Genomic DNA, 23,055 nt, shown 5'->3' with positions numbered 1-23,055 from the left:
TTGGGAGGGTGGGGCTCGGGAGTCCGAGTATGAGCAGTCAGTCCTGTTTAAATCGCCACGAAAATGTCAGAGATATCCCGCAACTCACGTCCCCATCGCCCACATTGCACTCCCTCAACCACCCGGATAGCCTTTTTTGCGTCGCTGCAAATTCAGCGACAAGGGTGTGGAAGCCCTTCACAAGATCTAGGCGCACAGGCGCCACCTGAATTTAGGCAGGCGCTTTTTTCATGTCTGCTGTTAAATTATGGCGGCTGTGCGCGGGGCACTTTCGGGTGCGCCGGGTTCCTAGATCCCCGGTCTTCCACACCTGCGCACAGCTGCCACCCCATCATGTGGAAGTGATGCTGGCAGTTCCTTCATTCAATTCTAGGAACGACAACCATGAAAAAAATCACGCCAGATCCTCCGGTTGCTTCAACCGCTTGCGATCCTCTTGATCTTGACCAGCTTTCCCAAGCCAGTCATCGCATTGTCAGCAAACGCCTGCGCGACCCCAACCACCCTGACCCCATCTGCCACGTCTTTACCATCCTTCCCGACGTCGATATCGAAACCTTGCTATGCCACGCCTGCGAAACCCTCGCGTCGCTGAACGTCCTGACAACCGACCTGGCCTGCAAGCTCGAAGGCTCGCCACGCAGTCTGGCGCTGTCGATACAACAGTTGGCGGTGGTGGGGGAGTTATTGGTGAATCGGGCGCTGGATAACGTTGATCCGCCCGGTGGGGGTGTGAAGGTCAATTGAGGAAGGAGGTTGGTAGGAGATTCTGGGTTCCATGGTTTTAGCTAGCGTTCTCGAGGGCGGAATCTGAATTCGTGTCTTCACCAGGGCTCGATTTGACTGGCGCAGGCGACATCACCGATGTAGTGCACAAAGCGCGGCGAGCCTGCCGCCTGTCTCCCCGTATCACCAATCAACCGGCCACTCATCCGACGGACGAGCTAGCGTTTTGATGGCGCGCAGATATTCTCAGACTCACAAGTCTCCCGGTCTCGCCTCGTCATCTTGCAGAAGGACTGTGTCATGCCAAATTTTGGTGAAACGCTGATTAACACCACGACTGCAGGCAATCAGGAGGATCCGAATATCTATGGGTTGATCGACGGTGGTTTTGTCATCGCCTGGCAGGGCAATGGTCTTGGCGAGACCACTGGAGTATTTACCCAGCGCTATAACGCCAGCGGTGCCAAGGTGGGGGGTGAGACGCTGGTCAACACCACGCTTGCGGGCGAGCAGTTTCAGCCTTCGGTGGTCGGGCTGCTCAACGGCGGCTACGTTGTGACCTGGTCCGGCCTCAATACCGGGGGGCAGCAATGCATTTTTACTCAGCAGTACAACGCCAACGGCACCAGGCTTGGTGGCGAAACTGTTGTCAATACAACCCTGGCGGGCTTGCGCGATTCCCCTGAAATAACTGCCCTGGCCGACGGTGGTTATGTGGTGGCATGGGGGGCCGAGGAAGCCAGTGGCAACTTCGGGTCTTTTCTGCAGCGCTTCAATGCCAGCGGGGTCAAGGTCGGTGGGGAAGTTCACGTCAACACCACTACCCTGGGGGCACAGGATTTTCCGCAGATTTTTGGTGTTCCCGACGGTGGTTACCTGGCGGTGTGGGAAGGGAATGGCCCGGGTGATGACTATGGCATCGTCACCCAGCGCTTTAACTCTGCTGGCGTCAAGGTGGGTTCGGAAACCCTGGTCAATACACCGTCAGTGGATACCCAGACCGAGCATATGGTCGCGGTGCAGGCCAACGGCAATTACCTGGTCGTCTGGGAGTCTTACCCTGAAACCATCAACGGCCCGGGCCAGATAGACGTATTTGCCCAGCTCTATAACTCCGCCGGCACCAAGGTGGGTGTGCAGACCCGGGTCAACACGACGATCGCCGGTGATCAGTCGGAGCCTCATGTCTCGGCGTTGTTCGATGGTGGCTACCTGGTCACCTGGGTGGGTAACGGTCCTGGCGATGCTTCTGGTGTGTTCACCCAGCGGCTTAATGCCAGTGGCGCTCCGGTCGGTGCTGAAACCCGTATCAATACGACGGTAGTGGGCGACCAGGTCATCACGCGGGTGACCACCCTGGCTGATGGTGGTTATGTGGTTGTCTGGGAATCCATCGGCCAGGACGGGGCAGGTTCAGGCACTTACTTCCAGCGGTTCGATGCAAGCGGCAATAAACTCACCGGCCTGACGGGCGATGCCGCGGCCAATGTGCTGACCTGGGCGGGTGTCGGAAGCGTCGTCATCGATGCCGGCGCGGGTGACGACTCCCTCACGGGCGGCAGCGCAAACGACCATCTCAATGGCGATGCCGGCAACGACACCCTCAATGGTGGTGCCGGCGCAGACAGGATGATTGGCGGCGACGGCTCTGACACCTACTTCGTCGATAACCAGTTCGATGTCGTCAGCGAAACCAATGCCGTTGCCGCTACCGGTGGCATCGATACGGTCAACAGTACCCTGGCGACCCACGTCCTTGGCGCCAACGTGGAAAACCTGCGCTTGCTGGCAACGACGGCGGCCAACGGTACCGGCAATGCCTTGAACAACACGATCTTTGCCGGGGCCGGCAACAATATCCTCAATGGCGGCGACGGTATCGATACCGCGTCCTATGCCTTTGCCGCCAGTGCAGTGGTGGCCAGTCTGGCTGTCACCACCGCCCAGGCTACGGGCGGCTCAGGCAGCGATACGCTGCTGGCTTTTGAAAACCTGACCGGCAGTAACTTCAACGACACCCTGACTGGCAATACCGCCGCCAATACCCTCAGTGGGGGTGCGGGCAATGATGTCCTCAATGGCGGTGCCGGTAATGACACCCTCGATGGGGGTGCCGGCAATGACACCATGGTGGGGAGCGACGGTTCGGACATCTACATCGTCAATAGCGTCAGCGATGTGGTCAGTGAAACCAATGCGGTCGTCGCCACCGGCGGTACGGATGCGGTCTACAGCTCCCTGGGTGGTTACATCCTGGGCGCCAATGTGGAAAACCTGCGCCTGTTGGCAACCACGGCCGCCAACGGTACCGGCAATGCCTTGAACAACACACTGTTTGCCGGCGCCGGCAACAACATCCTCAATGGCGGCGACGGTATCGACACCGCGTCCTATGCCTTTGCCGCCAGTGCAGTGGTGGCCAGCCTGGCTGTCACCACCGCCCAGGCCACGGGCGGCTCGGGCAGCGATACGCTGCTGGGCTTCGAAAGCCTGGCCGGTAGTAACTTCAACGACACCCTGACCGGCAATGCCGCCGCCAACACCCTCAGTGGGGGTGCGGGCAATGATGCCCTCAATGGCGGTGCCGGCAATGACACCCTCGATGGTGGTGCCGGTGTAGACACCATGGTGGGGGGTGACGGTTCGGACATCTACGTTGTCGATAACGTCGGTGATGTGGTCAGTGAAACCAGTGCGGTCGTCGCCACCGGCGGCACGGATTCGGTCTACAGCTCCCTGGCCGGTTATACGCTGGGCGCCAACGTGGAGAACCTGCGGCTGCTGGCAACCACGGCCGCCAACGGCACCGGCAATACCTTGAACAACACGCTGTTTGCCGGGGCCGGCAACAACATCCTCAATGGCGGCGACGGCGTCGATACCGCGTCCTATGCCTTTGCCACGAGTGCGGTGGCGGCCAGTCTGGCTGTGACCACCGTCCAGGTCACGGGCGGCTCGGGCAGCGATACGCTGCTGGGTTTCGAAAGCCTGGCCGGTAGTAACTTCAACGACACCCTGACCGGCAACGTTGCCGCCAACACCCTCAGTGGGGGCGCGGGCAATGATGTCCTCAATGGCGGTGCCGGTAACGACCTGCTGATAGGCGGGGTGGGTGTTGACCAGCTCAATGGCGGTGTCGGAGCCGATCGTTTCGACTTCGATGCCTTGAGCGAAATGGGCCTGGGTACATTGCGCGATGTGATCGGGGATTTCAAAACCGCCGAGGGCGACAAAATCGACCTGTCGACCCTGGACGCGAACGTGGCCACCGCCGTCAATGAAGCTTTCAGTTTTATCGGGGCGAGTGCCTTCAGCAGTAATGCGACCGGGCAGGTGCGCTTCGCTGGCGGCATCCTGTTCGGCAGCACCGATGCCGACACGGCGGCGGAGTTCGAGATTTCCCTGGTCGGTGTTACGACACTCGTCAGCGCAGACATTGTTGCCTGATTGTCCTCGCCGCAGCTCTGTGGAAGGGGCGGATATCACCGGGCGCACAGCGTTCCTGAACCAACGCTGTCGCCCCGCAAAACTTCATGATGTCCGGCACGGGCGAGGCATAGGATGGCAACTGAATGTCATGTCCTCCTCACCTCAATCCACAGGAATAAAAAGATGATCGCAAACCTGATCAAGGTCTCGTTGATAGCGGGTGCCATGCTGTTGAGCGCCTGTTCGAGTGTGAGTTCTCCCCGCGATTATCCGGTCGACTCCGTGCAGCCGTCCGGCTTTGGCCCAGGGCCTGCCAACAGCAACGCCAACAGGATGAGTTTCCATGGCAGCGCGTTGGGCAACAGCTTTGGCGAGTACAGTTCCGGTTTGTTGCACGACGACTGATACGCGGTCGGCAATGAAGAAGGGCGCTCCTGTGGGAGCGCCCTTTTCACCGGCATGAATAATCACGCCCCCTGAAGATGACTCATTCCACTTCCGGGCTCAACGTCCCCAACCACGCCACCAATCCCACAATCAATACCGCCGCGAGCATTTCCACCACCACACTGCGCCGAAGTGCACGGGCCGCCACCTGATGTTGACCTTCTCCCAGCGACCGCTCCAGCAATGGCCCAAGATGAAAGCGGTTCAACGCTGCCAGTACGAGCATCCCGGCAAACAGCAGCATTTTGATCGCCAGCAGTATTCCGTAGTGGCTGAGCAGAACGTCATCCAGCCGCGGTCCGACGATGAACAGGTAGTTCACCACCCCAGTCACAGTGATGATCACTACGATCAGCGCACCGACAAGTTCGAATCGTTTAACGGCACGTGCCAGCAAGCGAATGTGCGCTTCGGATCGCAGCACGCGGTTTTGCGCCATCAATCCAAACGCAAGCAACGCGCCGAGCCAGGCACCCGCCATCAGCAGGTGCAGGATGTCCGCCGTGAAGTGCCAGTAACGGCGGCTGCCTTCGTCCATGGCACCATGCCCGCTCCAGGCCAGGCTGGCGAGGGCGATGCCGCCAGCCGTGGCGGCGATCACCAGGCTGATGCCGGGGGCGCGTGGGTTTGACATCGCCGCCAATCCTGCGAGCGCCAGCGCAATCATTCGCACGGCCCAGGCCATCCCGACATCTGTCTCGAACAACATCATCTCGAGGTGAGGGCGCAGTTCGGTAACCTCCGGTTCGCCACTCATGGCGCGGACCATCAGGACCATGCCGGCGATGGACAGCAGCGCACCGAGGCCGACAGTTCCCGTCAGCAATCGGCGAAAGGGCAACACCCTCCCGGATATCCGTTCCTGTCCTTTAAGGCTGTAAAGCCCGAACAGCGCCATGCCAAACAACAGCATCAAATCGATATACAACACAAATCGCAGCACGACGTTGGCCGAGTCGCTCATCGATCATTTCACTTTGAATGTGACGTTGCCGGTGATCGGGTGGGTGTCCGACGACACCGCGCGCCATTCGACCTTGTAGGTGCCGGCGGTCAAGGGCGCTGCAGGCGTGATGAACATGGTCTTCGGATCACTGCCGCCGCTGACTTTGGCCTTGACCGGCATCGGGGCGTGGGCCATGCCGGGCATTTCGGTCATCAGCAGTTTTGCCCCGGAAAATTGGGTGACGAGGTTTTCGGAAAAGTGCAGTTCGATCCTGGCGGGTGTCAGATCTTCCATGCCTTCTGCCGGAGCGGAGGACAGTAATTTGGGATGGGCTTGAGCGAGGCTGCTCATGAGCAGGCCGCTGAGCAATACGATGACGGCAGCGGTGGGTTGGATGAGGCGCATGCAAGGTCCTTTACCGCTTGAAGCGGTTGTTGTTGGTTTTTGGGGGGGAAGTCTGTTCAGAACCACAGCCGGACACCGAGCACCAGGCGTGCTTCGCTGTGGTCCTCGCCTTCGTCGTTGGCGTAGTCGGCGGTGTTGCCGTAGGTGCGGTTCCAGCTCACGCCGAGGTAGGGCGCGAATTCCCGGCGGATTTCATAGCGCAGGCGCAGGCCGGCTTCGGTGTTGGACAGCCCCGCACCGATGCCTCGTTGCGGGTCGTTTTTGCCGTAGGCGTTGAGTTCGACGGTCGGCTGCAGGATCAGCCGATTGGTCAGCAGGATGTCGTAGTCGCCTTCCAGCCGCACGGCGCTCTGTCCGCCTTCGCCGATGAAGGCGGTGGCTTCGGCTTCGAAGTTGTACAGGGCCATGCCTTGCACGCCGAAGGCGGCCCAGGTTTGCGGGGCGCCGGGTTTGAAGTCCTGGCGCACGCCGCTGACGACATCCCACCATGGGGAAATGGCGTGGCCCCACAGGGCCTGGATTTCCGCGTCTTCGGTCACGCCGTTGCTGCGTTCGCCTTCGGAGCGCAGCCACAGGCGATCAATGTCACCGCCGATCCAGCCGGACAAATCCCAGGCCAGGGTGCTGCCGTCATCGGCGTCTTGCCATTCCAGTTTGTCGGCGAGGAAAAAGCTGTTGAGCGTGCTGTCATGTACACGGTGACCGGCGGGATCGACATACACCGCAGCGCGATCGGCATCGGTCAGCACCGGGGTCGGCGTACGGCTTTCGCCAGGCGCGGCGGGCTGCATCTGGCCTTCGTCCATGCTTTGCATCTGGCCGTGGTCCATCTGGCTGTGATCCATGCCCTGCATGTCATCGCTGGCGGCCATCGCCGTAGAAGTCACGAGTGCGAAAAAAAACGGGGTGAATCGAGTCATGGGGTGCACCTCATTCTTCCACGCGAACTTCACGGAACATGCCCATTTCCATGTGGTACAGGAGATGGCAGTGATAGGCCCAGCGGCCGAGCGCATCGGCAGTGACCCGATAGCTGCGCCGGGAACCGGGTGGCATGTCGATGGTGTGCTTGCGCACCATGAACTGGCCGTTCTCGTCTTCGAGGTCGCTCCACAGACCATGCAAGTGGATGGGGTGCATCATCATCGTGTCGTTGACCAGCACGATCCGCAGCCGCTCGCCGTACGTGAGGCGCAGCGGTTCTGCATCGGAGAACTTCACACCGTTGAATGACCAGGCGAATTTTTCCATGTGTCCGGTCAGGTGCAGTTCGAGGGTGCGGCCAGGTTCGCGGCCGTCCGGGTCTTCGAAAGTGCTGCGCAGGTCGGAGTAGCTGAGCACGCGGCGCCCGTTGTTGCGCAGGCCCATGCCGGGGTCGTCGAGTTTCGGTGAGGTGGACATCGCTTGCATGTCCACCAGAGGGTTGTCGGTTTCCGAGGCGGGGTGGGCCTGCATGCCGGGCATGTCGCCCATGGCCATGTTGCTGTGATCCATGCCCGCCATGTTGCCGTGGTCCATGCCGCCCATGCCCATGTCATCCATGGTCACCAGGGGGCGCGGGTCCAGTGGCGGCAGCGGCGCTACCAGCCCGGCCTTCACCGCGAGGGTGCCGCGCGCGTAGCCGGTGCGATCCATCGCTTGGGCGAACAAGGTGTAGGCCGCTTCGGTCGGTTCGACGATAACGTCGAAGGTTTCCGCCACGGCGATGCGAAACTCGTCGACGCTCACCGGTTTGACGTGGAGGCCATCGGCGGCGACCACGGTCATTTTCAGGCCGGGGATGCGCACGTCGAAGTAAGTCATGGCCGAGCCGTTGATGAAGCGCAGCCGCAGCTTTTCCCCCGGGCGGAACACCCCGGTCCAGTTCATGTCCGGCGCCTGGCCGTTCAACAGGTAGGTGTAAGTGGCGCCGCCGACGTCCGCCAGGTCGGTGGGATTCATCTTCATCTCGGCCCACATCGTGCGATCGGCGACGGTCGGCCCCCAGCCTTTTTCGCTGACGTCGTGGATGAAGTCGCCCACGGTACGCTTGTTGAAGTTGTAGTAATCGGACTGTTTTTTCAGCGTCTTCATCAGGCCGACCGGGTCTTCGTCGGTCCAGTCGCTGAGCATCACCACGTAGTCGCGGTCGTACTGGAACGGCTCCGGATCTTTGGCGTCGATCACTAGCGGGCCATAGACGCCGGATTGCTCCTGAAACCCCGAATGGCTGTGATACCAGTAGGTGCCGTTTTGCTTCAGGGTGAACTGGTAGACGTACATGCCGCCCGGTTCGATGCCCTTGAAACTCAGGCCCGGCACGCCGTCCATGTTGGCAGGCAGCAAGATGCCGTGCCAGTGGATGGAGGTGCTGTCCTTGAGTCTGTTGCGTACCCGCAGCGTCACCGTATCGCCTTCGCGCCAGCGCAGCAGTGGGCCGGGAATGCCGCCGTTGATGGTCATCGCGGTGCGTGGGCTGCCGGTGAAGTTGACCGCAGATTCGCCGATGAACAAGTCGAAATCTTTACCGGCCAACACCTGTGGTTCGCCAGGGCTGGTGATCGCCCAGACCGGTGTGCGCCATAACCCGAGGCCGCCGAAGAGCCCGCCGATGGCCAGCCCTTTGACGAAGGTGCGTCTTGAAGTGTGGGAGTGCATGCCGTCTGTTCCGCCGTCAGCCTGTTGAACTTGTCGACGAGGCTAGAGGGCGGTGCCTTTCAGCAAGCTGAGGCGGGGATTACAGTTTTGACAGGTGGGGGCGTTGCCTAGCGGCGTGAAACGGACTTTTCCCTTGAGGCCACGGTGTCGCCGCCGCAGTTGATGTAGGAGGACGACTTCAACCAGCGCTGGTCCGGGTAGTAGGAAAACAGCAACTGCCCGTCCTTCATCGAATCGATCAACCGATGGGCAATCGCCGGTCTGACGGCCGGGCAACCCAGGCTGCGGCCGATCCGGCCATTGGCGCGGGCCAGTACCGGGCTGACATAGGGCGCGCCGTGAATGACGATGGCACGGTCATAGGCGTTGTCGTTGAAGCCGGGCTCCAGGCCTTCCATGCGCAAGGAGTAACCGTTCTGGCCGCGGTAGCTCTCTTGTGTGCGGAACAGGCCGAGGCTGGTGGCGTGGCTTTCATTCTGGTTGGAGAACAGCGTGGCCATGTTTTCGCCGCTGTTGCGGCCATGGGCGACCAGTTCGTGAAACAGCAACTTGCGTCGTTTAAGGTCGAAAACCCACAGGCGTTGTTCGGTCGAGGGCAGGGAATAATCGATCACCGCCAGTCTTTGGGCTGGGGCGATACCTTGGGCTCGGCTGCATTGGGTTGCGCGAACGGCCAGGGCAATCACGTTGGCGTCGGCGTCCGGTGCGGCTTTGATCAGGGCGTTTTCAAGCGAATCGGCGTAGGCTGACGGTACTGCAAGGCACGTCAGTAAGATGGCAAATAAAAGGCCAGAGCGGTTTAGCGCCATAGTCGGGTCTCATCATGATAATTTCGAGTCTAGCCAGCAGTGAGCGGAAAGCCAGGCGTTTGAAACGGGGGATTAAGGATTATCCATGGTGCATTTAACAAGGTCATTCGTCATAAGCCGCATATTTTTTATGGGCTTTCTGATCAGCGGTGCAGCGCTTGGGCAAACGTCGCCGATCGAGCCGGTATCTGCGGCAAGCAGCACTATCGATGCCGCAGCGCCCGACGATGCGGTCGGCCAGGCGATTCAGGCAGCGCTGGAACCGCTGCGCTCGGCCTTTCCGCCGTTGCTCACAGCCAGGCGCCATCAGCGGGTGGATGTCAGCCGGGTGGTGCTGGATTTCTATATGCATCGCAACTATCGCGCCGCGTGGACAGACGATCGTGATGTGGCCCAGTTGCTCAAGAGCCTCGAAGACACCCGGATCGACGGGCTGAACCCGGCGGATTTTCGCATCTCCGAACTGGCCCAGGCCCATCAGTCGCTGGTAGCCGGCATGCCTTCCACGGCGCAGCGGGCGATGTTCGACATGGCGGCGACCCGCACGTTCATCACCGCACTGCTGCAGTTGCGGCGGGGCAAGGTCGATCCGGCGCGCCTGGACATTCACTGGAATTTCGAGCCTGCCGGCGGCGGTGCCCGCGAGGACATGAACACCCTGTTCGCCGCCCTTTATGATCATGATGTGGCGCGTGCTTTCGCCGATGCGCCTCCTCAAGAAGCGATATATCGCAATTTGCGTGAGGGCCTGGCCCGATTGCGCCAGATCCGTGATACGGGCGGCTGGCCGCAAGTCACGGCGGGGCAATCGCTCAAGCCCGGCATGGATGGGGTGGCGGTCGCACAATTGCGTGCGCGTCTGGTGGCGGGCGGTTACCTGGACCCGCACCTGTCGAAAAAGACCGGTTATGACGACAAGGTCATTGCCGCGGTGAAGAAGTATCAGACCGAGCAATACCTGGGGGCCGATGGCGTGGCCGGGGCGGCGACGCTGGCGGCGTTGAACGTGCCTGTCGAGGCGCGGATCGATCAGGTGCGGGTCAACATGGAGCGCGCCCGCTGGCTGTTGTACAAGCTCCAGGGCACGTTCGTGATCGTCGATATCGCCGGGTACAAGGTGGCGATGTACCGCGACGGTCTGCCGATCTGGCATTCGCGGGTGCAGGTCGGTAAGCCGGTGCGCAGCACGCCGGTGTTCCAGGCCGAAATCACTTACATCACGTTCAACCCGACCTGGACCGTGCCCCCGACCATCCTCAAGCAGGACGTGATTCCAAAAGTCCAGAACGATCCGGGTTACCTGGCGGCCAACCGGATTCGCGTGCTGGACCGCGAAGGCAATGTGCTTGATCCGTCGAGCGTTGACTGGAGCAATCCGCGGGGCATTCACCTGCGTCAGGATGCCGGGCCCGACAGTTCGCTGGGGCAGGTGGTGATCCGCTTCCCCAACGACTATGCGATTTACTTGCATGACACGCCGCACCGCGAGCTGTTTGCGAAAACGGTTCGGGCCACCAGTTCAGGCTGCATCCGCGTGGAAAACCCGCTGCAACTGGTCGAGTTGTTGTTCAACGACCCGGTGCGCTGGAACAGTGCCGGTATTCAAAAGCAGTTGGCCAATGGCAGGACCGAGAACGTCCCGCTGCCGGTGAAAGTGCCGGTGCTGTTGGCCTATTGGACCGTGGACCTGAGCAATGATGGGCGGGTGACGTTCAAGCCTGATATTTACGATTACGATGCCAAGGTGCTGCAGGGCTTGAGCCTGCCTGCCAAGTTGCCTGCGCTGGACTTGCGTGGGGCTGAGGAGCCGCTGGTGGTGACGGGGCGGAACCATCCGCAATGACTAAACCCGGACACTGTAGGAGCGAGCCTGCTCGCGATGACGGAGGCACATTCAGGAGTGAATCGACCGACAGTCCGCTATCGCGAGCAGGCCGCAAGCGGGCACCCGCTCCTACAGGGTTTACGGCATTCAGCTAATCCACTAAAGCGCCAATCCTTGCTGCACCACGACAAGCAGATCGCTTTCCGTCAGCGCCACCGCATCCAGCTGCGTGGTGGCCTGCTCGATCGTTTGTAGCCACCAGTGTGTCTCGCCGTGTTCGTCCACGGTACGCAACAGGGCGAGTTCGTTGCCTGTTGTGTGGATCTCGATCCGTCCCTCTCCATCCGCCGTGAAGCGTGCAATCGGGTCAAAGGTCAGGCTGCGTTCGTTGCCAGTGATCACCAACTGGTCGATGGCGTAATCGTAAGCGTCGCCATCGGGGCAACTCTCGAACACGTGAGTGGGATTGCGCCGCAGGACCAGGCCCGCTTCGGTCAAGGGCAGCAGCCAGGTCTCTATCCGTCGATACAGTTCGTAGACCTGGCCGGGCCAACCATCGATCGCCTGATCCGCGCCGGTCAGCTGTGTCTTTTTCAATTTTGCGGCGAGCTCGTCTGCCTTGCTCATGTCGATTCCCTGTATGGAGGTCAGTCTAATCGTAGCTCGTTGGCGAGCAGGCAGCCCTGCCCTGGATCATGTTTTCAGCACAGGCAGGGTGCCAATGGCCGGTGGTCTGGCTTTCGGGGCAGTCGGCATTGATCGTCTAGAGTTCCGTTAGCTCTGTCGAATCCCGACAGGCTCCACTACGCAAGGACGATCACCAATATGTTGCTACCTCATGCGTTGACAGCCGTTTCTTTGGCCGTCGCAGCCGCCGCCATTTTCCCGCTGGCCAGCCAGGCGCAATCGAAAATCACCGCCGAAGAAGCTCATGCGATCGGTGTGGACGCCTACATTTATTTTTACCCGCTGCTGAGCATGGACGTCACCCGCAAGCAATTCACCAACATCGAGCCGGGCAAGGAGTTCGGCAAAGGCCCGATGAACATGTTTGTGAGTGTGCCGCAGTACCCGCCAGCCGATTTCAAAGGGGTGGTGCGCTCCAATTTCGACACCTTGTATTCGATTGCCTGGCTGGACTTGACCAAGGAACCGCTGGTGGTCGCCGCGCCGGATACCGACGGGCGTTTCTACCTGCTGCCGATGCTTGATATGTGGAGTGACGTGTTCGCTTCGCCGGGCTGGCGCACCACGGGCACCGAGGCCGGGCAATTCCTGGTGACGCCGCCGGGGTGGACTGGCACGGTGCCCGCCGGGATGAGTCATCTGCCGGCGCCAACCCCGTTTGTCTGGGTCATCGGTCGTACCAAGACGGACGGTGCGGCGGATTACCCGGCGGTTCACAGGATCCAGGCCGGCTATACGGTGACGCCGTTGTCACGGTTGGGCAAGGAGCCTCAAGCCGTCACCGTGAAAGTCGACCCGGCGGTGGACATGAAAACGCCACCGAAAGTTCAGGTCGACACGATGTCAGCCGCCAACTATTTCGCCTACGCGGCTGAACTGTTGAAGGTGAACCCGCCGCACAGCACCGATCAGCCAATGCTGGCGCAGCTCAAGCGGATCGGAATCGAAGCCGGCAAGTCGTTCAACATGGACGCGCTGGACCCGCAAATCAAAGCAGCGCTGCAGACAGTGCCTGAGGACGCTCAAGCCTTGATGGCCTGGAAAGTGCCGACCCTGGCGCGAGTGGTCAACGGTTGGTCGATGAACACCGACACCATGGGGGTCTACGGCAACTACTACCTCAAGCGTGCCATCGTTACGCAGGTGGGGCTCGGAGCCAACCTGCCCGAAGACGCGATCTACCCGCTGAACATCGGCGACAGCAATGGGAAGCCGCTCGACGGTGCGAACAAGTACGTGCTGCATTTCAACAAGGGCGAGACGCCGCCGGTGAACGCCTTCTGGTCAATCACCTTGTATGACCCGGAAGGTTTCCAGGTCGGCAACTCACTCAATCGTTTTGCGGTCAGTAGCTGGATGCCGTTCAAGACCAACGCCGATGGCTCGCTGGACCTCTATTTCCAGAACGAAAGCCCCGGCAAGGATCTGGAGGCCAACTGGCTGCCAGCGCCCAAAGGCCCATTCAACCTGACCATGCGTTTGTACGGCCCGAAAGCCGAGGCGCTGAATGGCAAATGGAACCCGCCGGCAATCAAGCCGATGTAGGTTTCAGGCGACAAAAAGCAGCCAATGGCCGCATGTCACGGGTTGCTTTTGCCTGTCCAGCTCCCCGTCCCGCCGCCGGCGCCCCCGGTTCCACCTCCGGGGGCGCCGGTGCCTCCGCCCGCGCCGCTGCCCGGACCATTGACGCCGGTGCTGCCGATTGAAGAGCCGGTGCCGTGACTGCCGCTGTTGGTGCCCGAGGGTGCGCTGGGCCCGTAGTTGCCTGACGGCTGGGTTGAGCTGCGGGTGGCGCCGGGTGCCGTACCGGTCGTTCCAGGGCCATCGCCGGATGCCGCCAGGATGCCCAGGGGTACCATCGATAACAGTCCCGCCAATAGCAGCGAAGTCATTCTGATGTTCATCATGGTCGTCTCCGGGGGTGAGTCGTTACCTGATGTTGGAGTGAAGGGCCAGCACCTCGCAGGCGTAGCAGGTACCTGGCCTTGGTGTTGACGAAGGTTTTCCGCCAGCCTGTCGCGATCCAGCTGCTGCCGATTTCGAGTTTGCGATTGATCCAGCCAATTTTCCAGAAGCGCGTCGACGCATGGGCGATTGGCGAAATCAATTGTCGGCAGTGGCGGTACATCCCTTATACATAGCGGCCATCGGCGGAGTGATCCGCAGCGACCGTGCAAAAGGATTGAGCGATGAGCGAGCCACGCCTGACTGACCGTGCTTTGTACCTGCGCCGCCTGGGCTTCGATGCACCTCCGGCACCTACCCTGGAAACCTTGCGCCAACTGCAGTTGCGCCATACCGGCGTTTTCCCGTTTGAAAACCTCACCACGCTATCTGGCGAGCCGGTGCTGATCGACTTGCCGTCCATCGAGCAGAAAGTCTTGCAGGGCGGTCGTGGCGGTTATTGCTACGAACTCAACAACCTGTTTCTGGCCTTGCTTCAAGACCTGGGTTTCGACGCTCGCGCCATCAGCGGCCGGGTGGTGATGGGGCAGCCGGAGGGCGCCTGGACTGCCCGTACCCATCGCCTGAGCCTGGTCAACCTCGGCGACGTGCGCTACATCACCGACGTCGGTTTCGGTGGCATGGTGCCGACCGCGCCACTGCTGCTCGACTACCGCGCCGAACAACTCACCCCCCACGAGTCGTATCGCATCGACCTGCACGTCGACGGCTTTACCCTGCGCGCCAACGTTGCGGGCGAGTGGCGAGCGATGTACATCTTCGACCTGCAGCGCCAGGAGGATATCGATTTTGCCGTCGGTAACTGGTACGTCTCGACCTACCCAGAGTCATCTTTCGTCAAGCAGTTGATGGTGGCGCGCACCGGGGAGGGTTGGCGCCGTACGCTGAACAATGGCAGCTTCGCGATCCACCGGATTGGCCATGACAGCGAGCGGCGTGAGGTGACGCAGGTGCAGGAATTGATTGCTTTGCTGGAGCGCGAGTTTGGCATCCGCGTACCGCAACGGGCGCAGTTGGCGCGGACGCTGGAACGATTGATCACAGCGCCGCAGTAGCGGGCTGATCGTCGACACCCGATTGTTCGGCCCTTTGTGTTTCAGGGCCGAACACCCGGCTCCATCACCCGTTGGATTTCGCGCAAGGCCTCTGCCAGTTTCTGCTCCAGGCCCTTGAGTTCGGCAGGGGTGGGGGGGTGTTTGAGTTTTGCGGTCTTGCCTTCGTTGAGCAGAGCCCGGCGCAACGTATTGTTGATCGCCGTCTGGTAGCCGTACCCCTCGTTTTCTGCCAGGGCCCGGGCGGCCTCGATGACCGCGTCATCGAGCATGATGGTGATGCGGGTCTTGCCTTTGGCGGGCGCCACGGCCCCGCGCTCGGCGCTGCTGAAGTCGTATTCGTCTTTCATCGGTCATGCCTCCAGATACTGACGGCGCTCGCTTTTGGTGGCGATGCGCGCGGAAATGATTCGAACGAAATTCGGATCGCGCCAGGTGTACGCGACGACCAGCAACCGGCCTCTGGCATCCAGCCCCATGGTGATCCAGCGTTGTTCATCATGGTGGTTGTCCTCGATGGTCAGCGCTCGTTCGTCATGGAGCACCGGCTCGGTCTCTGCGAGGCTGATGCCTTGGTGCTTGAGTTTGTTGGCTGCGTTCTTTGCCTTGTGGAACTGAATTTCGAATGGCTTCATTATGCATACTTTATATGTATGTGAAAGTGGCGAGCCATACCGATGGTCGCCAGGAATTCGAAAGACTAGTCAGCACCGGGAGTTGGGCAGCGAGGGATGTATTTCAAGGTTTATTGGGGGCTGCGCTTGTGGGTGGCGGGGGGAAATGGACGCGCATCCATTTTGTGACTGACAAGTTGTATACAACTCTATGGACATTTGTCCTGACTATTGCATACAGTGTGCGCATAACAAAAACCAGGGAACCCCCTACCATGAAAACGCCCCATGTTTCACACCAACGGCCCGAGGACGAAAACCTAGGGATCGGCGCGAATATGGCTTATGGCCTGCAACATGTTCTGACCATGTATGGCGGTATCGTCGCGGTGCCATTGATCATCGGCCAGGCGGCCGGGCTATCGCCGGCGGACATCGGATTGTTGATTGCTGCTTCATTGTTTGCGGGGGGGCTGGCAACGCTGCTGCAAACCCTGGGTTTACCGTTTTTTGGTTGTCAATTGCCGCTGGTACAGGGTGTGTCCTTCTCCGGCGTCGCGACCATGGTGGCGATTGTCAGCAGTGGCGGGGAGGGCGGGTTTCAATCGGTGCTGGGCGCGGTGATAGCGGCGTCCCTGATCGGACTGCTGATAACCCCGGTGTTCTCGCGTATTACCAAGTTCTTTCCACCGCTGGTGACCGGCATCGTGATTACCACCATCGGCCTGACGCTGATGCCGGTAGCCGCGCGCTGGGCCATGGGTGGTAACAGTCACGCGCCGGATTTCGGCAGCATGGCGAACATCGGTCTGGCGGCGGTGACGCTGGTGCTGGTGCTGCTGCTGAGCAAAATCGGCAGTGCGACCATCTCCCGCCTGTCGATTCTGCTGGCCATGGTCGTCGGCACGGTGATCGCGTTGTTCCTCGGCATGGCCGACTTCTCGTCCGTGACCCAGGGCCCGATGTTCGGCTTCCCGACACCCTTCCACTTTGGCATGCCGACTTTCCACTTCGCAGCGATCCTGTCGATGTGCATCGTGGTGATGGTGACGCTGGTGGAAACCTCGGCCGACATTCTGGCTGTGGGTGAAATCATCGGCACCAAGGTTGATTCCAAGCGCCTGGGCAACGGTCTGCGTGCCGACATGCTGTCGAGCATGTTCGCGCCGATCTTCGGTTCCTTCACCCAAAGTGCCTTCGCCCAAAACGTCGGGCTGGTGGCGGTTACCGGCATCAAGAGCCGCTACGTGGTGGCCACTGGCGGCCTGTTCCTGGTACTCCTCGGCCTGCTGCCATTCATGGGCCGGGTCATCGCCGCAGTGCCGACCTCGGTACTGGGTGGCGCCGGCATCGTACTATTCGGCACGGTCGCAGCCAGTGGCATTCGTACGCTTTCCAAGGTCGACTACCGCAACAACGTCAATCTGATCATCGTCGCCACCTCCATTGGCTTCGGCATGATCCCGATCGCGGCACCCAACTTCTACGACCACTTCCCGAGCTGGTTCGCGACCATTTTCCATTCGGGCATCAGCTCGTCGGCGATCATGGCTATCGTGCTCAACCTGACCTTCAACCATCTCACCGCCGGTAACTCCGATCAGCAATCGGTGTTTGCGGCGGGTACCGAGCGGGTACTGCGTTATCAGGATCTGGCGGCGTTGCGTGAAGGGGACTATTTCAGCGACGGTAAACTGCACGATTGCGATGGCAAGGAGATTCCGGTGATCGAGTCGGAACATGGCGTGGCAGAGCCACGGGCGGTGCACGCAAAAAGCAGTGAGCATGTCTGACGCTCACGGCGACTGAAAAGGGCCGATCTGTCGAATAGACAGGTCGGCCTTTTGCTTTCAGGAGACGGCTTTTCAATCGGCCACAAAAAAGCCCCTGAGTCTTTCGATTCAGGGGCTTTTCGATGTTGCTGTCTGGCTCCACGACCTGGACTCGAACCAGGGACCCAGTGATTAACAGTCACTTGCTCTACCAACTGAGCTATCGCGGAATGGCGCGTATCTTACTGATTAAAAAGGGGAAGTCAAGCGTTGACGTGCAATTTTTCAAGATGATGGTTCAGCCGCCAAACGTCAGGGTGCCCATCGACAGCTTGGCATACAGCGCGGTGGCTCCCAGTTGCACCAGCCACAAGGCCAATCCACCGAGAAACACCCCGACCGCCACTTGCATCACCAGGCTGCTGTTTCCGCGCTTTGCCGGGGTACGGCGAATGTAATCATCCAGATCGTCCAGATCATCGCGGTCGGCGCGCAGGTCATCGTTTTTCATGTTGGTTCTCACAGGAATTCCAAGGTGTACACAAACCTGTGTGGAGTTTAGAGGGCAGAGCCACTGCCTGGAGAATTATCTGCAACAAATAAAAAAACGGGAAGCCATTGGCTTCCCGTTTTCTCATCTCAAGGTGAAATCAGATGACCTGAACAATGGCATCCGTCACAACCTTGATGTTGCTCTGGTTCAGCGCGGCCACGCAGATGCGGCCGGTGTCCAGGGCGTAGATGCCGAACTCGTTGCGCAGGCGGTGAACCTGCTCAACGCTCAGGCCGGAGTAGGAGAACATGCCGCATTGACGACCGACGAAGCTGAAGTCGTGCTGAGGCGCTTTCTGGGCCAGCAGGTCGACCATCTGGGTACGCATGCCACGAATGCGCAGGCGCATTTCGGCCAGTTCGGCTTCCCACTGGGCGCGCAGTTCCGGGCTGTTCAGCACCGCGGCGACGACGCTGGCACCGTGGGTCGGCGGGTTGGAGTAGTTGGTACGGATCACGCGTTTGACTTGCGACAGCACGCGCGCGCTTTCTTCTTTCGACTCGCTGACGATCGACAGGGCACCTACGCGCTCGCCATACAGCGAGAACGATTTGGAGAACGAGCTGGAGGCGAAGAAGGTCAGGCCCGACTCGGCGAACAGGCGCACGGCAGCGGCGTCTTCGTCGATGCCATCGCCAAAGCCCTGGTAGGCCATGTCAAGGAACGGCACGTGGCCTTTGGCTTTGACGACTTCCAGGACGTTTTTCCAGTCCGCCGGGCTCAGGTCCACGCCGGTCGGGTTGTGGCAGCAGGCGTGCAGCACAATGATCGAGCCGTTCGGCAGCGCGTTCAGGTCTTCCAGCATGCCGGTACGATTCACGTCGTGGGTCGCGGCATCGTAGTAGCGGTAGTTCTGCACCGGGAAACCGGCGGTTTCGAACAGGGCGCGGTGGTTTTCCCAGCTTGGGTCGCTGATTGCCACAACGGCGTTCGGCAGCAGTTGCTTGAGGAAGTCGGCACCGATTTTCAGAGCGCCGGTACCGCCAACGGCCTGAGTGGTGACGACGCGGCCGGCGGCGAGCAGTGGCGAATCATTGCCGAACAGCAGCTTTTGCACGGCCTGGTCGTAGGCGGCGATACCGTCGATAGGCAGGTAGCCACGGGAAACGTGTTGAGCGGCACGAATCGTTTCGGCTTCGACAACGGCGCGCAGGAGTGGAATTCGCCCCTCCTCGTTGCAGTAAACACCGACTCCCAGGTTGACTTTGTTGGTGCGGGTATCGGCGTTGAATGCTTCGTTGAGGCCCAGGATTGGATCGCGTGGTGCCATTTCGACAGCGGAGAACAGGCTCATTATTGCGGCGGCTCTGAATGGAGAGTGGAGGGACGTGTCGCGCTCCAGCCGGATGCACTAGAGCGGTGCACAAACGGGGAGCTAGTATAGAGGCCATCCGCGATCAATGGCGACAGGCGATTCGGCTTTTAGGGTAAGTTTTTCCGAATATTTTTCGACCGTTAGTCGATTGACGTCGTCAAAAGCTTTAGGGGTTGTAGGACGTTTGCCTTGAAAGCGCTGGCAATCGGCTCCACATTGAGCACAATCCAGTTTTTTCTTCGGGCGACATCGGTCGTTTGCGGTCTTTCTCGTTCGTGCGTGATCCAGAGGTTTTTCATGTCTGAATTCCAGCTAGTCACCCGTTTCGAGCCCGCCGGCGATCAGCCGGAAGCCATCCGCCTGATGGTCGAGGGCATCGAGGGCGGGCTGGCGCACCAGACGCTGCTCGGTGTGACCGGCTCGGGCAAGACGTTCAGCATCGCCAACGTGATCGCCCAGGTGCAGCGCCCAACCCTGGTGCTGGCGCCGAACAAGACCCTGGCGGCGCAGCTATACGGAGAGTTCAAGGCGTTCTTCCCGAACAACGCGGTGGAATATTTCGTTTCCTACTACGACTACTACCAGCCCGAAGCCTACGTACCGTCCTCGGACACCTTCATCGAGAAAGACGCCTCGATCAACGACCATATCGAACAGATGCGATTGTCCGCGACCAAGGCATTACTTGAGCGCAAGGACGCGATCATCGTCACCACAGTGTCCTGCATCTACGGCCTGGGCAGTCCGGAAACCTATTTGAAGATGGTCTTGCACGTGGATCGCGGCGACCGGCTCGATCAGCGTGAATTGCTGCGACGCCTGGCCGACCTGCAATACACCCGCAACGATGTGGATTTTGCCCGCGCGACCTTCCGCGTGCGCGGCGATGTGATTGATATCCACCCGGCGGAATCCGATTTTGAAGCGATCCGCATCGAGCTTTTCGACGATGAAGTGGAAAGTCTGTCGGCATTCGATCCGCTGACCGGCGAGGTCATCCGCAAATTGCCGCGCTTCACCTTCTACCCGAAAAGCCATTACGTGACGCCACGGGAAACCCTGATGGAGGCGGTCGAAGGCATCAAGGTCGAATTGCAGGAGCGCCTGGAATACCTGCGCTCCAACAACAAGCTGGTGGAGGCCCAGCGCCTGGAACAGCGCACTCGTTTCGACCTGGAGATGATCCTTGAGCTGGGCTACTGCAACGGTATCGAAAACTACTCGCGCTATCTGTCCGGTCGCGAAGCCGGCGCACCGCCGCCAACGCTGTATGACTATCTGCCGCCGGATGCCTTGCTGGTGATCGATGAATCACACGTCAGCGTGCCGCAGGTTGGCGCCATGTACAAAGGCGACCGCTCGCGTAAAGAGACCTTGGTCGAGTACGGTTTCCGTTTGCCGTCGGCCCTGGACAACCGGCCGATGCGTTTCGATGAGTGGGAAAGCATCAGCCCGCAGACGATTTTCGTCTCGGCGACCCCCGGCAACTACGAAGCCGAACACGCCGGGCGCGTGGTCGAGCAGGTGGTGAGGCCGACCGGACTGGTGGATCCGCAAGTGGAAATCCGTCCGGCCTTGACCCAGGTCGATGATTTGCTCTCGGAAATCACCAAGCGCGTCGCCGCCGAGGAGCGGGTGCTGGTCACTACGCTGACCAAGCGCATGGCCGAGGATCTGACCGATTACCTGGCCGACCACGGCGTGCGCGTGCGCTACCTGCACTCGGACATCGACACCGTGGAGCGGGTGGAGATCATCCGCGACCTGCGCCTCGGTACCTTCGACGTGTTGGTGGGCATCAACCTGTTGCGTGAAGGCCTGGACATGCCGGAAGTCTCGCTGGTAGCGATCCTCGATGCCGACAAGGAAGGCTTCCTGCGTTCAGAGCGTTCGCTGATCCAGACCATCGGCCGGGCGGCGCGTAACCTCAATGGCCGGGCGATTCTGTATGCCGACCGCATCACCGGTTCCATGGAGCGCGCGATCGGTGAAACCGAGCGTCGTCGTGACAAGCAAATCGCCTTCAACCTGGCCAACGGCATCACGCCAAAAGGCGTGTTCAAGGACGTTGCCGACATCATGGAAGGCGCCACCGTGCCCGGTTCGCGCAGCAAGAAGCGCAAAGGCATGGCCAAGGCCGCCGAGGAAAGCGCCAGGTACGAGGCCGAATTGCGCTCACCGAGCGAGATCAGCAAGCGGATTCGTGGGCTGGAAGAGAAGATGTACCAGCTCGCTCGCGATCTGGAGTTCGAAGCGGCGGCGCAGTTGCGCGACGAGATTGCCAAGTTGCGCGAGCGCCTGCTGACGGTTTGATCTTTAGCGCCTGAACTGGCCTCATCGCGAGCAGGCCAGTCAGGGCGCAGTAAATATCAACTAGTGCGCCTCGCCAGCCTTCAACCCCTCCGGCAACTTCCGGGTCAGCAACACCGCTACCATGCTGATCCCCAGCGCAATCCCGACAAAATGAAACGCATCGTTATAGGCCATGATCGACGCCTGTTGATGGGCGATCTCGCTGAGTTTGCCCAGTGCCGCCGTTTCACTGCCCAGTCGATCGGCCAGCGAGGCGATGCGTTCAGCCACCTGCGGATTGTTCGGCACGATGGATTCGCGCAGGTAGTCAAAGTAAACCTTGGTCCGTTCATCCAGCAGCGTGGCGAGCAGGGCGATGCCTATGGCGCCGCCGAGGTTGCGCAGGATATTGAACAGGCTCGATGCCGAGCCCGCATCCTGAGGCAGGATATAGGCGGTAGCGATCAGCGAGATGGTGACCATGATCAGCGGCTGTCCCAGGGCGCGGATGATCTGGATCTGGTTGAACTGCGGCCCGGCAAAGTCCGGGTTCAGTACCCCAGAGGAGAAACTCGCCAGGCCGAACAGTCCAAAGCCCAGGGTGCACAGCCATTTCGGCGAGATGACCTTCATCAGCTTGGGCACCAGAGGAATCAGAAACAGCTGCGGCACGCCCATCCACATGATCACTTCGCCAATCTGCAAGGCGTTGTAGTTCTGGATCTGCGCCAGGTACAGCGGCAACAGATAGATCGAGCCGTACAACCCGACTCCCATCCCGACGCTGGAAATACTGGATAAACCGAAGTTGCGGTTGCCTAAGATGCCGAGGTTGATCAACGGATTGGGTTTGGAAAATTGCACGATCACAAAGGTGATCAGGCTGACCAGCGCGATGCTGCCCAGGGTCACTATCAGGTTCGATTCCAGCCAGTCCTTGCGGTGGCCTTCCTCCAGGAATACCTGCAGGCAGCCGAGCCCGACGCCGAGGGTGAGAATGCCGGCGTAGTCGGTGCTTTTGAGCAATTCCCAGTGCGCTGCTTTCTTCTCCAGGCCGTACATCAGGCCGGCGATCATGATCAGCCCGGGCGGGATGTTGATGTAGAAGATGTATTCCCAGCCCCAGTTTTCCGTCAGCCAGCCGCCGAGTGTCGGGCCGATGGAGGGGGCGAAGGTGGCGGTCATGGCAAACATGGCCATGCCCTTGGCGCGGTGGTGTTCCGGCAGTTTGATCAGGGTCAGGGTAAAGGCCAGCGGAATCAGCGCGCCACCGGTAAACCCTTGCAGGGCGCGGAACACGATCATGCTCTCCAGGCTCCAGGCCATGGAGCAGAGCAGGGACGCGACGAGGAATCCGAGGGATACCCATACGGCCAGGCGTCGTGCCGAAAGCAACTGCACCAGCCAGGCAGTCAGGGGGATCATGATGATTTCCGCCACCAGGTACGAGGTGGAAATCCACGAGCCTTCTTCCAGGGTGGCCGACAGCGCGCCCTGGATATCCTTGAGCGAGGAGTTGGTGATCTGGATGTCGAGCACCGCCATGAAGGCGCCGAGCATCACGCTCATCACCGCGATCCA

The 23,055-nt window shown here is 60.3% G+C and carries 20 protein-coding genes, 1 tRNA gene and 1 pseudogene; 8 read left to right on the top strand and 14 right to left on the bottom strand.

All coding sequences use genetic code 11. The features are described 5' to 3' along the window. Window positions 1-384 precede the first annotated feature (384 nt). The 3 genes from CAG47_RS00770 (at window position 385) to CAG47_RS00760 (ending at window position 4,560) form a co-directional block, all read left to right on the top strand. Complete coding sequence (locus tag CAG47_RS00770; protein ID WP_085723024.1) at window positions 385-747, top strand: DUF6124 family protein; 363 nt, start codon at window positions 385-387, stop codon at window positions 745-747. A 279-nt stretch (window positions 748-1,026) separates the two neighbouring features. Continuing rightward, entirely contained in the window at window positions 1,027-4,173 is a 3,147-nt protein-coding gene (locus CAG47_RS29210; protein ID WP_085723023.1) for a calcium-binding protein, read from the top strand. 165 nt (window positions 4,174-4,338) lie between these two features. Continuing rightward, a complete protein-coding gene (locus CAG47_RS00760) occupies window positions 4,339-4,560 on the top strand; it encodes a hypothetical protein (RefSeq protein WP_085723022.1) in 222 nt (73 codons plus the stop codon). 82 nt (window positions 4,561-4,642) lie between these two features. Here the strand turns inward: CAG47_RS00760 and copD are convergent, their stop codons facing one another. From copD to CAG47_RS00735, 5 genes are all read right to left on the bottom strand, one after another. Next, complete coding sequence (gene copD, locus CAG47_RS00755; RefSeq protein ID WP_085723021.1) at window positions 4,643-5,566, bottom strand: copper homeostasis membrane protein CopD; 924 nt, start codon at window positions 5,564-5,566, stop codon at window positions 4,643-4,645. Between the two features lie 3 nt (window positions 5,567-5,569). Continuing rightward, entirely contained in the window at window positions 5,570-5,953 is a 384-nt protein-coding gene (copC, locus tag CAG47_RS00750; RefSeq protein ID WP_085723020.1) for a copper homeostasis periplasmic binding protein CopC, read from the bottom strand. 56 nt (window positions 5,954-6,009) lie between these two features. Further along, complete coding sequence (locus CAG47_RS00745) at window positions 6,010-6,873, bottom strand: copper resistance protein B (RefSeq protein WP_085723019.1); 864 nt, start codon at window positions 6,871-6,873, stop codon at window positions 6,010-6,012. Between the two features lie 10 nt (window positions 6,874-6,883). Continuing rightward, window positions 6,884-8,590 (bottom strand): copper resistance system multicopper oxidase, encoded by a 1,707-nt coding sequence (locus tag CAG47_RS00740; protein ID WP_085723018.1) that lies wholly within the window; start codon window positions 8,588-8,590, stop codon window positions 6,884-6,886. A gap of 107 nt (window positions 8,591-8,697) precedes the next feature. Then, window positions 8,698-9,399: a murein L,D-transpeptidase catalytic domain family protein gene (locus CAG47_RS00735; RefSeq protein ID WP_085723017.1), complete on the bottom strand. Its 702-nt coding sequence runs from the start codon at window positions 9,397-9,399 to the stop codon at window positions 8,698-8,700. Between the two features lie 85 nt (window positions 9,400-9,484). Here CAG47_RS00735 and CAG47_RS00730 point away from each other — a divergent pair, with 85 nt between their 5' ends. Further along, complete coding sequence (locus CAG47_RS00730; RefSeq protein ID WP_085723016.1) at window positions 9,485-11,242, top strand: murein L,D-transpeptidase; 1,758 nt, start codon at window positions 9,485-9,487, stop codon at window positions 11,240-11,242. Between the two features lie 141 nt (window positions 11,243-11,383). Here CAG47_RS00730 and CAG47_RS00725 read toward each other — a convergent pair whose 3' ends face one another. Continuing rightward, window positions 11,384-11,851, bottom strand: a complete 468-nt coding sequence (locus CAG47_RS00725; RefSeq protein WP_085723015.1) for a hypothetical protein — start codon at window positions 11,849-11,851, stop codon at window positions 11,384-11,386. 198 nt (window positions 11,852-12,049) lie between these two features. Here CAG47_RS00725 and CAG47_RS00720 point away from each other — a divergent pair, with 198 nt between their 5' ends. Continuing rightward, the gene (locus tag CAG47_RS00720; protein ID WP_085723014.1) at window positions 12,050-13,456 is read left to right on the top strand and encodes a DUF1254 domain-containing protein; all 1,407 of its coding nucleotides are present in this window, start codon (window positions 12,050-12,052) and stop codon (window positions 13,454-13,456) included. Window positions 13,457-13,491: 35 nt separating this feature from the next. On the opposite strand, the gene CAG47_RS28625 is transcribed toward CAG47_RS00720, so the two are convergent. Beyond that, window positions 13,492-13,818: a hypothetical protein gene (locus CAG47_RS28625; protein ID WP_177408899.1), complete on the bottom strand. Its 327-nt coding sequence runs from the start codon at window positions 13,816-13,818 to the stop codon at window positions 13,492-13,494. Window positions 13,819-13,880: 62 nt separating this feature from the next. Further along, window positions 13,881-13,994, bottom strand: a pseudogene (locus CAG47_RS29270) (GNAT family N-acetyltransferase); the annotation flags it as partial. A 106-nt stretch (window positions 13,995-14,100) separates the two neighbouring features. On the opposite strand from CAG47_RS29270, the gene CAG47_RS00715 reads away from it, so the two are divergent. Further along, window positions 14,101-14,931 (top strand): arylamine N-acetyltransferase, encoded by an 831-nt coding sequence (locus CAG47_RS00715; protein ID WP_085723013.1) that lies wholly within the window; start codon window positions 14,101-14,103, stop codon window positions 14,929-14,931. A gap of 41 nt (window positions 14,932-14,972) precedes the next feature. Here the strand turns inward: CAG47_RS00715 and CAG47_RS00710 are convergent, their stop codons facing one another. Both CAG47_RS00710 and CAG47_RS00705 read right to left on the bottom strand, forming a co-directional pair. Continuing rightward, a complete protein-coding gene (locus tag CAG47_RS00710; RefSeq protein ID WP_085723012.1) occupies window positions 14,973-15,278 on the bottom strand; it encodes a BrnA antitoxin family protein in 306 nt (101 codons plus the stop codon). A gap of 3 nt (window positions 15,279-15,281) precedes the next feature. Further along, a complete protein-coding gene (locus CAG47_RS00705) occupies window positions 15,282-15,563 on the bottom strand; it encodes a BrnT family toxin (RefSeq protein ID WP_085723011.1) in 282 nt (93 codons plus the stop codon). Window positions 15,564-15,817: 254 nt separating this feature from the next. On the opposite strand from CAG47_RS00705, the gene CAG47_RS00700 reads away from it, so the two are divergent. Further along, entirely contained in the window at window positions 15,818-17,335 is a 1,518-nt protein-coding gene (locus CAG47_RS00700) for a nucleobase:cation symporter-2 family protein (protein ID WP_085723010.1), read from the top strand. Window positions 17,336-17,468: 133 nt separating this feature from the next. On the opposite strand, the gene CAG47_RS00695 is transcribed toward CAG47_RS00700, so the two are convergent. The 3 genes from CAG47_RS00695 to CAG47_RS00685 form a co-directional block, all read right to left on the bottom strand. Next, window positions 17,469-17,544, bottom strand: a tRNA-Asn gene (locus CAG47_RS00695). A 68-nt stretch (window positions 17,545-17,612) separates the two neighbouring features. Next, window positions 17,613-17,825, bottom strand: a complete 213-nt coding sequence (locus tag CAG47_RS00690; RefSeq protein ID WP_085723009.1) for a hypothetical protein — start codon at window positions 17,823-17,825, stop codon at window positions 17,613-17,615. A gap of 139 nt (window positions 17,826-17,964) precedes the next feature. Then, complete coding sequence (locus tag CAG47_RS00685) at window positions 17,965-19,161, bottom strand: amino acid aminotransferase (protein WP_085723008.1); 1,197 nt, start codon at window positions 19,159-19,161, stop codon at window positions 17,965-17,967. A 318-nt stretch (window positions 19,162-19,479) separates the two neighbouring features. On the opposite strand from CAG47_RS00685, the gene uvrB reads away from it, so the two are divergent. Beyond that, window positions 19,480-21,495, top strand: a complete 2,016-nt coding sequence (uvrB, locus tag CAG47_RS00680; protein ID WP_085723007.1) for an excinuclease ABC subunit UvrB — start codon at window positions 19,480-19,482, stop codon at window positions 21,493-21,495. Window positions 21,496-21,555: 60 nt separating this feature from the next. Here uvrB and CAG47_RS00675 read toward each other — a convergent pair whose 3' ends face one another. Then, window positions 21,556-23,046, bottom strand: coding sequence for an MDR family MFS transporter (locus CAG47_RS00675; protein ID WP_177408905.1), 1,491 nt, complete (start codon window positions 23,044-23,046; stop codon window positions 21,556-21,558). Window positions 23,047-23,055 lie beyond the last annotated feature (9 nt).

The sequence above is a fragment of the Pseudomonas sp. R37(2017) genome (assembly GCF_002113375.1).
Classification (GTDB): domain Bacteria; phylum Pseudomonadota; class Gammaproteobacteria; order Pseudomonadales; family Pseudomonadaceae; genus Aquipseudomonas.
Note: the sequence above shows the minus strand (reverse complement) of the source record. Positions and strands in the feature narration are given on the sequence as shown.

Bases quoted from the DNA above. Each gene is read 5' to 3' on its own strand.
- CAG47_RS00740 (WP_085723018.1), bottom strand. From the start codon at position 8,590: ATGCACTCCCACACTTCAAGACGCACCTTCGTCAAAGGGCTGGCCATC.
- CAG47_RS00770 (WP_085723024.1), top strand. From the start codon at position 385: ATGAAAAAAATCACGCCAGATCCTCCGGTTGCTTCAACCGCTTGCGAT.
- CAG47_RS00715 (WP_085723013.1), top strand. From the start codon at position 14,101: ATGAGCGAGCCACGCCTGACTGACCGTGCTTTGTACCTGCGCCGCCTG.
- copC (WP_085723020.1), bottom strand. From the start codon at position 5,953: ATGCGCCTCATCCAACCCACCGCTGCCGTCATCGTATTGCTCAGCGGC.
- copD (WP_085723021.1), bottom strand. From the start codon at position 5,566: ATGAGCGACTCGGCCAACGTCGTGCTGCGATTTGTGTTGTATATCGAT.
- CAG47_RS28625 (WP_177408899.1), bottom strand. From the start codon at position 13,818: ATGATGAACATCAGAATGACTTCGCTGCTATTGGCGGGACTGTTATCG.
- CAG47_RS00720 (WP_085723014.1), top strand. From the start codon at position 12,050: ATGTTGCTACCTCATGCGTTGACAGCCGTTTCTTTGGCCGTCGCAGCC.
- CAG47_RS29210 (WP_085723023.1), top strand. From the start codon at position 1,027: ATGCCAAATTTTGGTGAAACGCTGATTAACACCACGACTGCAGGCAAT.
- CAG47_RS00735 (WP_085723017.1), bottom strand. From the start codon at position 9,399: ATGGCGCTAAACCGCTCTGGCCTTTTATTTGCCATCTTACTGACGTGC.
- CAG47_RS00725 (WP_085723015.1), bottom strand. From the start codon at position 11,851: ATGAGCAAGGCAGACGAGCTCGCCGCAAAATTGAAAAAGACACAGCTG.
- CAG47_RS00700 (WP_085723010.1), top strand. From the start codon at position 15,818: ATGAAAACGCCCCATGTTTCACACCAACGGCCCGAGGACGAAAACCTA.
- CAG47_RS00745 (WP_085723019.1), bottom strand. From the start codon at position 6,873: ATGACTCGATTCACCCCGTTTTTTTTCGCACTCGTGACTTCTACGGCG.
- CAG47_RS00685 (WP_085723008.1), bottom strand. From the start codon at position 19,161: ATGAGCCTGTTCTCCGCTGTCGAAATGGCACCACGCGATCCAATCCTG.
- CAG47_RS00690 (WP_085723009.1), bottom strand. From the start codon at position 17,825: ATGAAAAACGATGACCTGCGCGCCGACCGCGATGATCTGGACGATCTG.
- uvrB (WP_085723007.1), top strand. From the start codon at position 19,480: ATGTCTGAATTCCAGCTAGTCACCCGTTTCGAGCCCGCCGGCGATCAG.
- CAG47_RS00730 (WP_085723016.1), top strand. From the start codon at position 9,485: ATGGTGCATTTAACAAGGTCATTCGTCATAAGCCGCATATTTTTTATG.
- CAG47_RS00710 (WP_085723012.1), bottom strand. From the start codon at position 15,278: ATGAAAGACGAATACGACTTCAGCAGCGCCGAGCGCGGGGCCGTGGCG.
- CAG47_RS00705 (WP_085723011.1), bottom strand. From the start codon at position 15,563: ATGAAGCCATTCGAAATTCAGTTCCACAAGGCAAAGAACGCAGCCAAC.
- CAG47_RS00760 (WP_085723022.1), top strand. From the start codon at position 4,339: ATGATCGCAAACCTGATCAAGGTCTCGTTGATAGCGGGTGCCATGCTG.